11 protein-coding genes are annotated in these 14,689 nt (G+C 56.0%); 6 read left to right on the top strand and 5 right to left on the bottom strand.

Annotation, left to right across the window (positions count from 1 at the left end; all coding sequences use genetic code 11):
- Nucleotides 1–159: 159 nt before the first annotated feature.
- Together ACG98I_RS07610 and ACG98I_RS07605 are read right to left on the bottom strand one after the other, a co-directional pair.
- Entirely contained in the window at nt 160–2,010 is a 1,851-nt protein-coding gene (locus tag ACG98I_RS07610) for an FAD-dependent monooxygenase (protein WP_394719729.1), read from the bottom strand.
- 355 nt (nt 2,011–2,365) lie between these two features.
- Nucleotides 2,366–3,733: an MFS transporter gene (locus tag ACG98I_RS07605; RefSeq protein ID WP_394719728.1), complete on the bottom strand. Its 1,368-nt coding sequence runs from the start codon at nt 3,731–3,733 to the stop codon at nt 2,366–2,368.
- A gap of 106 nt (nt 3,734–3,839) precedes the next feature.
- Here ACG98I_RS07605 and ACG98I_RS07600 point away from each other — a divergent pair, with 106 nt between their 5' ends.
- From ACG98I_RS07600 to ACG98I_RS07575, 6 genes are all read left to right on the top strand, one after another.
- On the top strand, nt 3,840–5,375 hold the full coding sequence (locus tag ACG98I_RS07600; RefSeq protein WP_394719727.1) for a fumarylacetoacetate hydrolase family protein: 1,536 nt from the start codon (nt 3,840–3,842) through the stop codon (nt 5,373–5,375).
- Nucleotides 5,356–6,063 carry a GntR family transcriptional regulator gene (locus ACG98I_RS07595; protein ID WP_394719725.1) on the top strand — a complete coding sequence of 236 codons (708 nt, stop codon included), beginning with the start codon at nt 5,356–5,358 and terminating at the stop codon, nt 6,061–6,063. Before ACG98I_RS07600 ends, ACG98I_RS07595 begins: the two co-directional genes overlap by 20 nt.
- Nucleotides 6,064–6,090: 27 nt before the next feature.
- Nucleotides 6,091–7,608 (top strand): 5-carboxymethyl-2-hydroxymuconate semialdehyde dehydrogenase, encoded by a 1,518-nt coding sequence (gene hpaE / locus ACG98I_RS07590; protein ID WP_394719723.1) that lies wholly within the window; start codon nt 6,091–6,093, stop codon nt 7,606–7,608.
- Between the two features lie 51 nt (nt 7,609–7,659).
- Nucleotides 7,660–8,736, top strand: a complete 1,077-nt coding sequence (gene hpaD, locus ACG98I_RS07585; RefSeq protein ID WP_394719721.1) for a 3,4-dihydroxyphenylacetate 2,3-dioxygenase — start codon at nt 7,660–7,662, stop codon at nt 8,734–8,736.
- Between the two features lie 94 nt (nt 8,737–8,830).
- Nucleotides 8,831–9,616, top strand: a complete 786-nt coding sequence (gene hpaH / locus ACG98I_RS07580; protein ID WP_394719720.1) for a 2-oxo-hept-4-ene-1,7-dioate hydratase — start codon at nt 8,831–8,833, stop codon at nt 9,614–9,616.
- Nucleotides 9,601–10,386, top strand: coding sequence for an HpcH/HpaI aldolase/citrate lyase family protein (locus tag ACG98I_RS07575; protein WP_394719718.1), 786 nt, complete (start codon nt 9,601–9,603; stop codon nt 10,384–10,386). Before hpaH ends, ACG98I_RS07575 begins: the two co-directional genes overlap by 16 nt.
- Before the next feature lie 194 nt (nt 10,387–10,580).
- Here ACG98I_RS07575 and ACG98I_RS07570 read toward each other — a convergent pair whose 3' ends face one another.
- From ACG98I_RS07570 to ACG98I_RS07560, 3 genes are all read right to left on the bottom strand, one after another.
- On the bottom strand, nt 10,581–12,383 hold the full coding sequence (locus tag ACG98I_RS07570; RefSeq protein ID WP_394719716.1) for a DUF262 domain-containing protein: 1,803 nt from the start codon (nt 12,381–12,383) through the stop codon (nt 10,581–10,583).
- Between the two features lie 175 nt (nt 12,384–12,558).
- Complete coding sequence (locus ACG98I_RS07565) at nt 12,559–13,671, bottom strand: maleylacetate reductase (RefSeq protein WP_394719714.1); 1,113 nt, start codon at nt 13,669–13,671, stop codon at nt 12,559–12,561.
- Nucleotides 13,672–13,718: 47 nt separating this feature from the next.
- Nucleotides 13,719–14,654 carry a helix-turn-helix domain-containing protein gene (locus ACG98I_RS07560; protein WP_006822226.1) on the bottom strand — a complete coding sequence of 312 codons (936 nt, stop codon included), beginning with the start codon at nt 14,652–14,654 and terminating at the stop codon, nt 13,719–13,721.
- Between the last annotated feature and the right edge of the window lie 35 nt (nt 14,655–14,689).

Here is a 14,689-nt window from a genome sequence, read left to right as displayed (position 1 = left end):
TTGCGGGCAGTGTGACATGAAAGGATTGCGGACCACGGATTGCTATGGCGGTCTGCCGCATTCTCTGTCCATTTGAAGATAAGGACAAAAAGAACCGGAGCCTTCCGTGTGTGAAAGGCTCCGGTCCTTCGGTGCGTTTAGGTGTTGATGCCGCTTTATTTAGCGAGCAATCAGGTTGCCGGTGAAGTATTCATCAACAAGCTTAGGCTTATCCAGCGGCAAGACAGCGCCGACGTACTGGTCAGGGCGGACGATGACGACAGCGCCGTCGCGAGAGATACCGCGAGCCTCGTAGATGTCCTGGTCCTTGTCCGCGTTCCAGACATTCTCCCAGTTGGTGATCTTGTACTTACCGTTGAGCGGGCGGAAGATGCGTGGGGCATCGGCGTGCTCATAGGTGTGGTGGTGCTGCTGGTAGATGACCTTGATGTCGAACAAGGCGTTCTCATCAGCGCCAGATGGGGTGTACTTGGCAACGGTGTCGGTGACGGCATCAGCCCACTGCACAACTGGAGAGTTCTTGTCATCTGCAGTTGGGGCGGTCTGGTCCGCGAAGACGTAGATGCGGTAGCGGCCATCAGCAACGTGCTCGTGGCCAATGTGCAGCAGGCGCGCATCAGCGCGGCGCTTTGCCACATAAGACTTGAAGCGCTTACCCACTGGGTAACCGGTAGCCAGGTCCTGGTGGGAAGAATCCGCAACGATGGCATTCGGTGCGTACTCGGTGAGCATGCCTGCAGCGAACTCCTCAGCATCCACGTAGTACTTCTCCACTGCTTCTGGATCCTCCAGCTCTTCGACTGGGGTTGCCATCAAGGTGGACCACTCGCGGTCAAAGTTGATGAGGTTCTGCGCCGCTGGCTGACGCTCACCGTGGTAAGTGCACAGCAAGTCCTCTGGCGCGCGGCCCTCTAGGACGTGGCCGAGCTTCCAAGCAATGTTGAAACCATCCTGCATAGAAACGTTCATGCCCTGACCCGCCTTCGCGGAGTGAGTGTGGCAAGCGTCGCCGGTGAGGAAGACGCGTGGGGTCTCTTCATGGTCATGGAACGCATTAACCAGGCGGTGACCGACCTCATAAACCGAGTGCCAAGCAACTTCCTTGACGTCAATCTTATAAGGCGCGTAGATCTCATTCGCCTTCTTGATGATGGTCTCAACAGAGGTGTTGCGGATATTGCCATTATCATCTGCTGGAACTTCACCCAGGTCGATGTACATGCGAGAGAGGTAGCCACCCTCACGAGGGATGTGTAGGGAAGAGCCAGCCTTGGAGTGGATAGCAGCCTTAGTGCGCCAGTCTGGGAAGTCAGTTTCTACAACGCAGTCAACAACGCCCCATGCGTGGTTGGCTTTGTCGCCTTCCATGGTGCGGCCGATGGACTTGCGAACACGGGAGTGCGCGCCGTCGCAGCCCACCACGTACTTCGCGTGAATGACGCGCTGGTTGCCATCTTCATCCTCAACAGTTGCGGCAACTGGGTACTCGCCCTCCCCTACCTCGAGCGAGATGAACTTCCAACCGTAGTCAGGGGTGATGCGCGCCGGGCCATGCTTGGCAAAGCGTGCGAAGTAGTCCAAGACGCGTGCCTGGTTCACGATGAGGTGTGGGAATTCAGAGATGCCGAATTCATCATCCAGAGGGCGTGCGCCGCGGACGATCTTTTCTGGATTTTCTGGATCCTTGTTCCAGAAGGACATCTCAGTGATCTCGTACGCTTCATCAGTGATCTCAGTAGCAAAGCCGAAAGCCTGGAAGGTCTCCACCGAGCGGGACTGAATGCCGTCTGCCTGGCCCAGTTCCAAGCGGTGCGGGCGACGCTCAATGATGTGGGTTCGAACGTTCGGGAACATGGACAGCTGTGCTGCAGCGATCATGCCAGCTGGTCCAGAACCCACGATGAGGACGTCCATCTCATCCGGAAGTTCGGTTGGACGGTCAATTCCGTAGTCCTCGGCCGGTAAGACGCGAGGATCTTCTGAAACATAGCCGTTGTGATGGAACTGCATGTGGCTCTCCTTAGATGATCTAGATGAGTGAATCTCTATCGGGGGTAGTCCTCGACCAATGTGAGTGTGAGACCTCAGGGAGGCGAACGTGACTGCACGCTTGGATACGTTGCTGTTGTGACGTAGACCCTATGCGGTAAATCATATATGATACGGCCGCAACTGGCAATAGTGACCCACTAAACAGGTGGTATTGAGTCCGGTTTACTTAACAAAACTGCAGGTCTTGTTTTATGGGTGGTGTCGTGCGGGTGTTGCTGGGTGAATGAAGTATTGGCTGTGGAGACCAGAAGAAAGCCCCCAGCTTCTTCTTTGATTGAAGGAAGCAACGGGGGCAATTGGGGTGAAAGCGCTCTTAGCTCTTGCTGAAGATGAAGTGGTTTTCGGCCTGTTCTTCTTCATGTGCGGAATCCAGAGGAATTCCTTTGCGCTCGCGCAGCAGGAAGGCACAGATGAACCCGATGACGCAGGCTGAGACCAGGTAGATGGATACGGCGGTGGTGGTGCCGGTGGATTCAACCAGGGCTGCAGCAATCATTGGGGCGAAGGCGCCGCCGAGGACGGAGCCAATCGCGTAGGTGATGGACACGCCCGAAGCGCGGATTGACGCTGGGAAGAGCTCTGCGTACATGGCTGACTGCTGGCCGTAGGTCAGACCCAGGCCGACGGTCAGTGCGACGAGCGCGAGGTACAACATACCCAAGCTGCCGGTGTTGACCAGTGGGAAGAGAGCTGCTGCGCCGATGGCCTGCAGGGCAAAGCCGATCAGGTAGGTGGTGCGGCGACCGATCTTGTCAGAAATGAAACCTGCAAACAGGGTAAATAGCATCCAGGTCACCGCAGACAGGGTGACGGCGTTGAGAACATCGCCGCGCTCTAGTCCGACTGGGCCATCCGGGTTGGAGGCATAGCTTTGGATGTAGCCACCGGTGGTCATGTAACCAACGGTGCCGTTGCCGGCAAAGACCAGGGCTGCGACGATAACCAGCGGGGTAAAGCGCTTGAACAGAACCTTTGCTGGATTCTCAGCTTCAACCTGTTTGCGCTCAGACATCTCCTCAAAGACTGGAGATTCATCCACGCCCATGCGGACGAAGTAGCCTACAGCGACCAGTGCGATGGAGAGTAGGAACGGTACGCGCCAGCCCCACTCCATGAAGGCATCGCCCGGAGCGATGTAGTTCATCACAGACAGCACGCCAGATGACAGAAGCAGACCGATAGGTACACCAATCTGGGGGCCCGCGCCGAAGAAGCCACGCTTTTCACGTGGTGCGTGCTCAACGGCCAGAAGAACGGCGGAGCCCCACTCACCGCCGGCGGAAACGCCCTGCACGATACGCAGGAGGATCAGAAGAACTGGCGCCCAGTAACCAATAGTCTCGTAGGTCGGAAGCAGACCGATCAAGGTGGTTGCGCCACCCATGGCAAAAAGCGTCACCATAAGAACCCAGCGACGTCCCAAGCGGTCACCGAGGTGCCCGGCCAAGAAGGCGCCAAGCGGGCGGAATAAGAATGAGATGCCCACCGTCAGAAAGGCAATGATGCTGGCCAGACCGCCTTCGAGGGGGCCGAACATGACCTGGTTGAATACAAGTCCGGCCACTGATGCATAAAGAAAGTAGTCATACCATTCGATGGCTGTGCCGATGGTTGTTGCGGCCAAAACCCGCCGACGCTCTTTGGCAGACGCGTTGGCGCTGGTTGTGGTTGTCGAGGTCATTAAAACCCCTTTCAATTTTGTGGTGCTGATTGTTCAAGACGGGCGTTTGTGATGTGAGGCACTTGCCCAACGCAATCAAATAATATACGATTTAGGACAAATAGCAATGAGCAGAAAGGAATTCTTCGTGGCTGTTCCTTCGTTCCTCCCGGAGAACCCGGGCAAAATGATAGCCGTGCATGTGGCATTTGAGTCACGTGCCGCACAGCGTGGACGCCGGCCAAAGTATCCCAGCTACTTCATCAAGGCGACAAGCACCCTGGCCGAATCCGGTGGCGTTGTAGAGCGTCCCGCCGGCACGGAGCTGTTGGCCTTTGAGGGTGAGGTGGCTTTGGTCATCGGCAAGCCAGCGCGCAACGTTTCTTTGGATAAGGCCTGGGAGCATGTCGCATACGTGACGGCATCCAACGATATCGGCCTGTATGACTACCGCGCGCAGGATAAGGGTTCCAACACCCGTTCCAAGTCGCGCGACGGTTACACCCCAATCGGCCCTGAGCTGATTGATGCTCAGACCATTGACCCGAAGGGTCTGCGTCTGCGCACCTGGGTAAACGGCGAAATTGTTCAGGAAGATGGCACCTCCGATGAGGACCTCATCTTCCCGCTCGCACAATTCGTTGCAGACCTGTCCCAGCACATGACCCTTGAAACCGGTGACATCATCCTTACCGGCACTCCTGCTGGTTCCACCGTCATCGTCCCTGGTGACGTCGTTGAGGTGGAAGTTGATGTTCCTGGTGGCGTGACCTCTGGCCGTTTGAAGACCACCGTGACTGAGGTTCCTGCGGAGTTCGATCCAGCCGTGGGCATGCTGCCAAATGTTGATGACAAGCAGCGCGAAGATGCTTATGGTGACCGTGAATCTGCTGGCCTGCCGCCTGTCGAGGACAAGCAGGCTCTGCCAGCTGACCTGAAGGCTAAGCTGCTCGCAGCCCCAACCGCAGGTCTATCGGCGCAGCTGCGCGGCCGTGGCAACGTGGATTGCTTCATCGAAGGTGTCTTCCCACAGACCCCGGGTACCAAGATGGTTGGCGTTGCGCGCACCTTGCGCTTTATTCCGTTCCGTCCGGACTTGTTCAAGTCCCACGGTGGTGGCCTCAATGAGCAAAAGCACGTCTTTGACACGCTGCGCGAAGACGAAGTTGTTGTCATCGAGGCACGCGGTGAGCGCGGCTCGGGCACGCTCGGCGATATCTTGGCTCTGCGAGCTCAAGCCAATGGTGCTGCCGGCGTGGTCACCGATGGCGGTGTGCGTGACTATGAGGAAGTCAAAAACATTGGCCTTCCGGTATTCACCCAGGGAGCACACCCATCCGTGCTTGGCCGCAAGCACGTGCCATGGGACTCCGACATCACCATTGCGTGTGGTGGCGCCGCGGTACAGCCAGGCGACATCATCGTCGGTGATGATGACGGCGTCCTGGTCATCCCACGCGACATGGCCGAAGAAGTCGTCGATGCCGCACTGGCCAAGGAACACGAAGACGAATGGGTTGCAGAACGCGTCAAAGAAGGCGCCAGCTTAGATGGCCTCTTCCCGCCGACCGGAAAGAACAAGGAGGCCTACCAGGAATACCTGGCAGCCAACCCGGTTCCGGAACCTGCGCAGGCACAGTCTGATGACAGTTCAAACAGCTAATAAATCCAAAGCGGAGATTGCTTATTCATGGATTCGGGAGAAAATCCGGACCCGTGAGTATGAGCCCGGGCACCGGCTGGTGCTCTCCTCCATTGCTGATGAGCTGTCAGTCAGCGTGGTCCCCGTGCGCGAGGCTATCCGTCAGTTGGAGGCAGAAGGCCAGGTCACCTACGAACGCAACGTAGGCGCCAGGGTTTCTACCTACAACCAAGAGGTGTACTTCGAAACTATGGAGACCGTCGCCGTGCTGGAAGGGCGCGCCACTGCCCTATCGGCGCCGTTGTTGGACGCGCAGGATATCGCTGAGGCCCGCAGAGTCAATGACAAGATGCGCGCACTATTGGATGACTTCGACCCGGTGGAATTTACACAATTGAATAAAGAGTTTCATCGAGTGCTATTTCGTAAGTGCCCCAATAGCCGGTTGGTGCAATTGCTTTTCGATGAATGGGAGAACCTGCAGTACCACCGCGTTTCTACCTTCAGGTACGTCCCGCACCGGGCTCGTGATTCGGTGACAGAACATGACAGACTCGTTGCTCTCCTTGAGGCCCAGGCGGATCAGTTTTACATCGAAGCTCAAGCCCGAAACCACCGATTACAAACCTCCGTTTCCTACCGTAAGCAGCTGGATTCAGAAGAGAAGCTGGCTGCTGAAGATCCCACTTTTGCTCAATCAAACGCTTAAGAATCGCACAAGAATAAGGAGTAAGACATGACTTTTAACAATGGCGCTGCAAAGCCACAGGACCTACCAGAGAAGATCCTTCACTACATCAACGGTGAATTCGTCGCTTCCGTTGACGGCGATGAGTTTGATGTCATCGACCCAGTAACCAATGAGCCTTACATCAAGGCTGCATCCGGTAAGCCAGAAGATATTGATAAGGCAGTTGCTGCGGCAAAGGAAGCCTTTGAAAACGGCCCATGGGCAACCATGTTGCCACGTGAGCGCGCACGCGTGCTGGATAAGATCGCTGATGTTGTCGAGACCCGCGCGGAGACCCTCGCTGCTTGGGAGTCCTTCGATTCCGGTCTGCCTATTACTCAGGCAACCGGTCAGGCAAAACGTGCGGCTGAGAACTTCCGCTTCTTCTCTGACCTGATTGTGGCTCAGGCTGATGATGCGTACAAGGTACCTGGCCGTCAGATCAACTACGTCAACCGCAAGCCAATCGGCATTGCTGGCCTGATCACCCCATGGAACACCCCATTCATGCTGGAATCCTGGAAACTCGCGCCAGCTTTGGCCACCGGTAACTCCGTCGTCCTGAAGCCAGCTGAGTTCACCCCACTGTCTGCACAGCTGTGGGCAGGCATCTTCGAGGAAGCTGGCCTTCCAAAGGGTGTCTTCAACTTGGTCAACGGCTTCGGTGAAGAAGGCTTCGCCGGTGACCCACTAGTCAAGCACCCAGATGTGCCACTTATCTCCTTTACCGGTGAATCCCGCACCGGCCAGATCATCTTCGGCAACGCAGCTCCTTACCTGAAGGGTCTGTCCATGGAGCTGGGCGGCAAGTCCCCAGCAGTTGTCTTCGATGACGCTGACCTGGACACAGCTATTGATGCCACCATCTTCGGCGTCTTCTCCCTCAACGGTGAGCGTTGCACCGCTGGTTCTCGCATCCTGGTTCAGCGCGGCATCTACGATGAGTTCGTTAAGCGCTACACAGCACAGGCAAAGCGCGTCAAGGTCGGTCTGCCTTCCGATCCAAAGACTGAGGTCGGCGCCCTGGTTCACCCAGAGCACTATGACAAGGTCACCTCGTACATCGAAATCGGTAAGCAGGAAGCAAAGCTGGTTGCCGGCGGCGAGCGCCCAGAAGAGTTCCCAGAAGGCAACTTCGTACAGCCAACCGTGTTCGTGGATGTTGACCCAGAAGCACGCATCTTCCAGGAAGAAATCTTCGGCCCAGTCGTTGCAATTACCCCATTTGACACCGATGAGGAAGCACTGGAGCTGGCCAACAACACCAAGTACGGCCTGGCAGCGTACATCTGGACCTCTGATTTGAAGCGCTCCCACAACTTCGCACAGAACGTAGACGCTGGCATGGTGTGGTTGAACTCCAACAACGTCCGTGACTTGCGCACCCCATTCGGTGGCGTCAAGGCATCCGGTCTGGGTCATGAGGGCGGCTACCGCTCCATCGACTTCTACACCGACCAGCAGGCAGTACACATCAACCTCGGTGAAGTACACAACCCAGTCTTCGGCAAGCAGACTGACTAATCCGCGCTATCCCTCACTCCCCTTTTCCTTCTTAATATCTAAGGAGTCATCATGACTGAAGTTCAAGCACCAGATATCTTGCGCTGTGCATACATGGAGATCATCGTTACCGACCTGGCAGAGTCCCGTAAGTTCTACGTGGACACCCTCGGCCTGGTTGTGACCTACGAAGATGATGAGGCCATCTACCTGCGCACCTATGAAGAGTTCATCCACCACAACCTGATTCTGCGCAAGGGCGATACCGCTGCTGTGGCAGCGTTCTCCTACCGCGTCCGCTCCCCAGAGGAGCTAGATAAGGCAGTGGCATTCTATGAGGCACGTGGCTGCGAAGTCCGCCGCAACCCAGAGGGCTTTGTCCGCGGCATTGGTGACTCCGTCCGCGTTGTGGACCCAATGGGCTTCCCTTATGAGTTCTTCTACGAGGTTGAGCACCGTGAGCGCCTCGCGTGGGCTTATGATGCACACATTCCGGGCGCGCTGGTTCGCCTGGATCACTTCAACCAGATCACCCCAGACGTACCTAAGGCAGTTGCGTACATGGAGGACTTGGGCTTCCGCATCACCGAGGACATCCGCGATGATGAAGGCACCGTCTATGCTGCGTGGATGCGCCGCAAGCCAACCGTGCATGACACCGCGATGACCGGTGGCGATGGCCCACGTATGCACCACATTGCATTCGCAACGCACGAGAAGCACAACATCATCGCGATTTGTGACAAGCTGGGCGCGCTGCGCCAGTCTGATGCGATTGAGCGCGGCCCAGGCCGCCACGGTGTCTCTAATGCGTACTACCTCTACCTGCGCGATCCAGACGGCCACCGCGTTGAGGTCTACACCCAGGACTACTACACCGGCGACCCAGACAACCCAACCGTGACCTGGGACGTGCACGATAACCAGCGTCGTGACTGGTGGGGCACCCCGGTTGTACCTTCCTGGTACACCGATGGCTCCCGCGTTCTGGACCTAGATGGCAACGTGCAGCCACTGGTTGAGCGTTCCGATGCCTCCGAGATGGAAAAGACCATCGGTGCTGATGGTTTCTCCTACACCCGTGAAGAGGACGAGAAGGAACTACCGGATTGGAAGAAGGGCGAGTACAAGTTGGGCAACCAGCTTTAAACCCTCCGCCTAGAATCAAGCCCAAGCGTGAGGGATACCTGCGCTTGGGCTTGTTTACGCTTTAGAACCCTTCGAGCAAAAGAGAGAAAATCACATGCTTTCTCAAGAACAACTACAAGATATTGCTAAACAGCTGCATGAGGCGGAAAATAACCGCACCATGATTCCGCGCCTGACCGCGACCTATCCAGATATGACCGTGGAGGATTCCTATGCGGTCCAGGGCCAGTGTGTACAGCGCAAGATTGATGCGGGTCAGAAGCTGGTTGGCCGCAAGATCGGTTTGACCTCCAAGGTCATGCAGGAAGCCACCGGCATTACCGAGCCAGACTACGGCGCGATTTTTGAAGACCAGATCTTTGAAAATGGTTCAGTCATTGAGCACGCGCAGTTTTCCAATGTGCGCATTGAAGTAGAGCTGGCTTTCGTGCTGAAGGAAGACCTCTCTGGCCCAAACGCGTCTATCTTCGATGTGCTGCGCGCAACCGAATACGTCGTTCCTGCGTTGGAGATCCTTTCCTCCCGCATTGAGATGGAAGGCCGCACGATTGTGGACACCATCTCTGACAACGCGGCGCTGGGCGCGATGGTGTACGGCGGAAACCCCGTTGCACCAGACGCTGTTGACCTGCGCTGGGTCTCCGCGTTGTTGTACCGCAATGAGTCCATCGAAGACACCGGCGTTGCCGCTGCTGTGCTCAATCACCCAGCGATGGGTGTTGCCTGGTTGGCTAATAAGCTGCACGCACACGGTGAAACCCTCAAGGCCGGGGAAATCATTTTGGCTGGTTCCTTTACCAAGCCAATGTGGGTTCACCCAGGCGATACCGTCCATGCCGATTACGGTGAGTTGGGAGCAATCACATGCCGATTCCAGTAGAACTTCCACAGACCTTTGCCAAGCGCGTCACGGACGCGGACAAGGCACAGGTTGGTCTGTTTATTACCTCTGGTTCTGAGACCAACGCTGAAATTGTTGCCTCTGCTGGCTTTGACTGGCTGCTGCTTGATGCGGAGCACTCCCCTTACGGTCTGGAGACTGTCACCAGTTTGCTGCGCACCGTGCAGGCTTACCCAGCAACCCCAGTGGTACGTATTCCGGTCAATGACACCGTGCTGATCAAGCAGTATCTGGACTTGGGCGCGCAGAACCTCATGGTTCCGATGGTGTACAACGCTGAGCAGGCACAAAAGGCTGTTGCGGCGATGCACTATCCACCACGTGGCGTCCGCGGTATTGGCGCGGCACTCGCCCGTTCGTCTCGTTTCAATGGTGTGGAGGATTACCTCAACAAGGCAAGCGAAACTGTGAGCCTCACCGTGCAGGTGGAATCCGCTGAGGCAGTAGAGGACGCTGCCGACATTGCGGCTGTCGATGGCGTGGATGCCGTCTTTATCGGCCCATCCGACCTGGCAGCATCCATGGGTCTGCTTGGCCAGCAGCAGCACCCCGACGTGCTCGCTGCGGTGGACAAGACCTTCAAGGCTGTGCGTGATGCCGGCAAGCTCGTGGGCATCAACGCCTTCAATCTCGAACAAGCCCAGGCCTACGTCGACGCCGGCGCAGCGTTCGTCTGCATCGGCGCTGACGTCCAGCAGCTCGCCACCGCCACCCGCGGCCTGGCCGACAAGTTCAAGGGTGGACTCTAAGAAGTAAAAGCGCGGGCGGAAATCGCTTGAAGGCTCGGCTCTTCCACAAACTATTGGAAGAACCGAGACTTTTCATTTCTTACAGGGTTCGAGGTTCCTAACCCTCGAATCTATTACTGCCCAGGACGTTCCTTTTCCAGACGGTCAGGACTCCAGATCAACTCACACAGTTGCTCCAGCAACTCTCTGCGTTCCTATTGTTCTTCACGTCCGAACTCCTCATAAGGATGGAAATTGAGTCCGTGACGAGCAATGAAATTCTTGAACTGCGGAGCATGCTCGTAAGCCTGCTTAGTCATACTTGCTGCCCAAAGATTTTCCTTGGCATAGTGCAAGGACTTAGTTTCAAAAGGCTTGTCTTTGAAGCTTCGATTTACATCTGCTGGAAGAAGCAACAGGCCACCGATGTAGTCCCGATACGCGAAGAATTCATCCCTTGATTCGAATTGGTTGGAATAAGGCTCGTACTTGGCAGGCCAAATGTGTTCCAGATCGAGGGAGTTCTTTGATTCTCGGTCTACAAAGGTTGCAAAGAGATCTGGTTTGCCTGATTCCTTTTCCACAAAGGCAGTTACGCGAGCGAGCAAGTGGTAGATGTAGCGTCGACTGAACTGATTGAGAGCCAGATCCTTAACGCCGCCACGATGACGAGACGGGCTGCCGTGGAAACCAATACGTGGCTCCTCCTCATCAAGCTTGGCGCGAAGGACATCGATTAGCTCATCGAGCTGCAGACGCCTGATATCGCGGACGAGCGCAAACATGGCGTAGGAGACGCTCGAGTAAGCGACCCTGATGTAGTTCACCGTTCGGCGCATAATCCAGATGTCGAGGAAGGTCGCCGTAGCGTTAATCTTTCGGCGGATTGTCTCTTCGTCATCATTCATATCTAGTGCCGCTAGAAGTACGGTTGGCTGCCAGGTGAAGTCATTATGGGCGTTGTAAAAGACTGCTTCGAGGCCTGGTTGGTAAGTCCTGGAAGCGGAGATAATCAGATGGTAGGCGCGGGCGAAGAAAGGAATTTCTTTAGTAATAATCTCCTGATTACCTGCTTCGCTGCCGGCACCGATCTTCTCCGACTGGTCACGCACCCAGCGGTGGTAGGTAGAACCAATGAGTTCCCAGTCTCGGTCCCTGGAATCAACCTTCCTTTCGCGCATGGAGTCAGCGTATTGTGAGCGCAACCAGGCTTTGAAGAAGTCAACATCGCGGTCGGAGTGTGAATCATCTCCGGAGTTGTTGAGGCTTTGGACAATGTCGCGCCATGATTTATTGGCGCGGCTTCGTGCCTCGGCAGTAGAGATTGGCGCCAATAAATATGCTTTAAGCATGTCAGTAGGGCTAAGCGGCTTGCCGCGGTCATTCATGGTTTCGAAGATTGCATACGCATCTTGGTCGGACTCTGTGACGATTTCAATAAGCCCTACATTGTGCAGGAGCCAGTAAACAAAGACCTCAAATCCTGCTCCGAGTTCCTCTTCAAGATCAGAGTTCGCGATGTCATCAAAACGAGCAAGCATTGTTTTTACGGATTCGTCGTCATTGTCGGCGTTATAGTCAGTCCCCTCGTACATCGCATGAAGGGCTCCCACGCGTTCGGGGATATCGAGGTTGAACTTCATTTGGCCGAAACTATCGGAAGAGATTAATGGGCTCATGGTGCTGGCGACACCAAGCCCACGTTCTGAAGCTACTCTGTAGAGGTGAATCAGCAGGAGCGTTAATGAAGTTACGCGCTGTTGACCATCGACAAGAAAGTTCTTGCCATCCCTCTTGGAAACGATGATTGAGCCAAGGAAATACTCCCCGTAATTTGGGACCCGATTCGGCAAATCTCCCTCTGAGTAATCCCTCTCGAAGGCATTAAGCAAGTCAGATAAAAGCTCGTCAATATTCTGGGTATCCCATTTATACTCACGCTGGTAATCATCGATAGAGAACGAACGCGACTGCAGCAAATCAATGATTGTGCGGTAATAGGGATTAATTCGGGACATACTCGCTTCTCACTTTCTGGAAACCTTGCTGATCGTGCGAAACCCACAGGTCAAACATTCATGTGAAGTGGGAATAGCGCATTGAAGGAGACTTCGCTTTGGCACTTTGAGTGCTAGTTCCCGTGTCTGGCAGGAGACGCGACGGTAACCTTGAGAATCATCTGTCTAACTTTACCTAAATGGCCGGTGACTCCCCTGCCCAGGCGGCGTTGAGAATCCGCGTGATGTCTTCTTCGGAAGCTTCACGCGGATTTCCGTATGTGCCGGAGTGCACTTGCTTTGCGATGCTCGGGATGTCGCCGCGGTCCATACCCAGTTCTTGCAGAGACATTGGTGCGCCCAGTTTATGGGCGAGTTCCCACAGGCGCTTCGCGGGGTTCTTCGTGCCGCCCAGCGCGCGGGATAGTGCGCCGACGGCTGTTGGAATAGCCGGCTGGTTGAAGGCCAGGACGTGCGGCAACACCACCGTGTGGGTTTCTGCGTGTGGAAGATTCAATGTGCCGCCGAGGGCATGGCAGATTTTGTGGTGCAACGACATGGTGGTGGAACCCATGCACGCCCCGCATAGCCATGCGCCGTACAGGGCCTCGCTTCGCGCGGTGAGCCCTTCAGGATTGTCCACGACGCCAGGCAAAGCTGCGGTCAAAGCCCGCACTCCCTCTTCCGCCATGAGCGAGGTGATCGGTGAGGCATCGGGTGCGTAGAGCGCTTCAACCGCATGGGCCATGGCGTTGAAACCACTGGTGACAGATGTTGCAACGGGCAGTCCGGAAGTGAGCGCCGGGTCATAAATAACGCTCTTCGGCAGAACCGATTCATCACGGCCGGTGGTCTTCTTGCCATCGGTAGTCATGCCCCACATGGTGGTCATTTCAGAACCGGCATAGGTCGTTGGGATAGCAACCGTGGGCAATCCCAACTCCAACGCAATGGCCTTGCCCAGGCCAATCGCAGAACCACCACCGATGCTCACACAACCATCAGCGCCCAGGCGCTTCACCTCAGCGATGGTTTCTTCCGCTACTTCACGCGGCACGTGCATCACCGCCTTCGCAATGACACCTGCACACGTGGCGTCGGAGTCTCCTCCGCTGGTGCCGACGGTGTTGCGGATGGCACCGGCAAGCAACTGCCCCAGCTCTACCCTGCCTGGTGAGCACAACACCACAACCTTGCGCAGGCCCAAGTGTGAAAGCTCCTCGGCAATGACATCAAACGCGGGCTCGCCGAAGCGCACACGCATGGGAAGGGCTTGGTAGGTAAAGGCTTGCGGAAACTGGTTAGTCATGGGCTTCTCCCCTGCTTGTTGCTGGTTTAGCTCTGGTTTAACTCTGGCTAGCTTTGAAACACTCGCGCGCGGAATGCACTGGGTGATTCCCGAAATTCGGACTTGAAGGCGCGTGAAACCTGCGATGCATCATGTAGCCCGTAGCGTGCCGAAATGGTGGCGATGGAGTCTTGTTTCATCAACGGGTTAGCCAGGTCTTCCCTGATATGTTCCAGGCGCTTGGCGCGGATGTGCCCGCCGATGGTGGTCTTCTGAGCGGCAAAACGCGCATGCAACTGACGCACGCTGACAAACAAAGCATCGGCGATCATCTGCGGGCCTAAGTCCGAGTTCCCAATGTTCTGATCAATGAACTGCTGCGCCTGCTCAAACAACAAGTTCTCTGAATTCATGCCCGGCTGCGAATCAAGTTCCGAGGCGAACACCGTCACCAGCATGTTCAACGCAGACTGAACCAACGCCACCGCGTGTGGTCCCTCCAGGACATCAATATTTTCCGCGAGCTGCTCAAACAGCGGCACCATCACACGGCCCAAACCCTGGTCACGTGAAACCGTGCGGGCGGTGATTGCCTCCAACTGGAACGGCGTCAGGTGCAGGTAAGACTGCGGAAAATGCACCACCAAAGAATGCTGGTCATGGGTATATTCCAGCTCATAAGGCCGCTGCGTGACATACAGCGCCAAGTCCCCTGGCTCCAACGTGCACTCGCGGCCATCCTGACGCATGGTGGACGTGCCCTGAATCTGCAGGCTGAGCTTGCAATACGGCACATCGGCAGCATCGATGTGCTCAGCGCGCCGGGCTACCGTATGCGGGCTGGTGCGCATATCAAACAGGGACACATCCCCTGCTGTTGCAGTGCGCAGTTCGACTTCGAATGCATCCGGGTCATCCGTGTCCACGGAAAGCTGTCCGAATATTGAGCGCGACGCCATTCGCCACCTAGTCAGGTCCAAGGTAGTTGCAGGTAATTGCGGCATGTTCCAACTATATCGCTCACGTGCGCGGTGTGGTT

The organism is Corynebacterium sp. L4757 (genome assembly GCF_043673995.1).
Classification (GTDB): domain Bacteria; phylum Actinomycetota; class Actinomycetes; order Mycobacteriales; family Mycobacteriaceae; genus Corynebacterium.
This window is presented reverse-complemented; position numbering and strand designations above follow the sequence as displayed.

Excerpts from the sequence above, each read along its gene's own strand:
- ACG98I_RS07610 (WP_394719729.1), bottom strand. The coding sequence starts at position 2,010 with ATGCAGTTCCATCACAACGGCTATGTTTCAGAAGATCCTCGCGTCTTA.
- ACG98I_RS07605 (WP_394719728.1), bottom strand. The coding sequence starts at position 3,733 with ATGACCTCGACAACCACAACCAGCGCCAACGCGTCTGCCAAAGAGCGT.
- ACG98I_RS07600 (WP_394719727.1), top strand. The coding sequence starts at position 3,840 with ATGAGCAGAAAGGAATTCTTCGTGGCTGTTCCTTCGTTCCTCCCGGAG.
- ACG98I_RS07595 (WP_394719725.1), top strand. The coding sequence starts at position 5,356 with ATGACAGTTCAAACAGCTAATAAATCCAAAGCGGAGATTGCTTATTCA.
- hpaE (WP_394719723.1), top strand. The coding sequence starts at position 6,091 with ATGACTTTTAACAATGGCGCTGCAAAGCCACAGGACCTACCAGAGAAG.
- hpaD (WP_394719721.1), top strand. The coding sequence starts at position 7,660 with ATGACTGAAGTTCAAGCACCAGATATCTTGCGCTGTGCATACATGGAG.
- hpaH (WP_394719720.1), top strand. The coding sequence starts at position 8,831 with ATGCTTTCTCAAGAACAACTACAAGATATTGCTAAACAGCTGCATGAG.
- ACG98I_RS07575 (WP_394719718.1), top strand. The coding sequence starts at position 9,601 with ATGCCGATTCCAGTAGAACTTCCACAGACCTTTGCCAAGCGCGTCACG.
- ACG98I_RS07570 (WP_394719716.1), bottom strand. The coding sequence starts at position 12,383 with ATGTCCCGAATTAATCCCTATTACCGCACAATCATTGATTTGCTGCAG.
- ACG98I_RS07565 (WP_394719714.1), bottom strand. The coding sequence starts at position 13,671 with ATGACTAACCAGTTTCCGCAAGCCTTTACCTACCAAGCCCTTCCCATG.
- ACG98I_RS07560 (WP_006822226.1), bottom strand. The coding sequence starts at position 14,654 with ATGCCGCAATTACCTGCAACTACCTTGGACCTGACTAGGTGGCGAATG.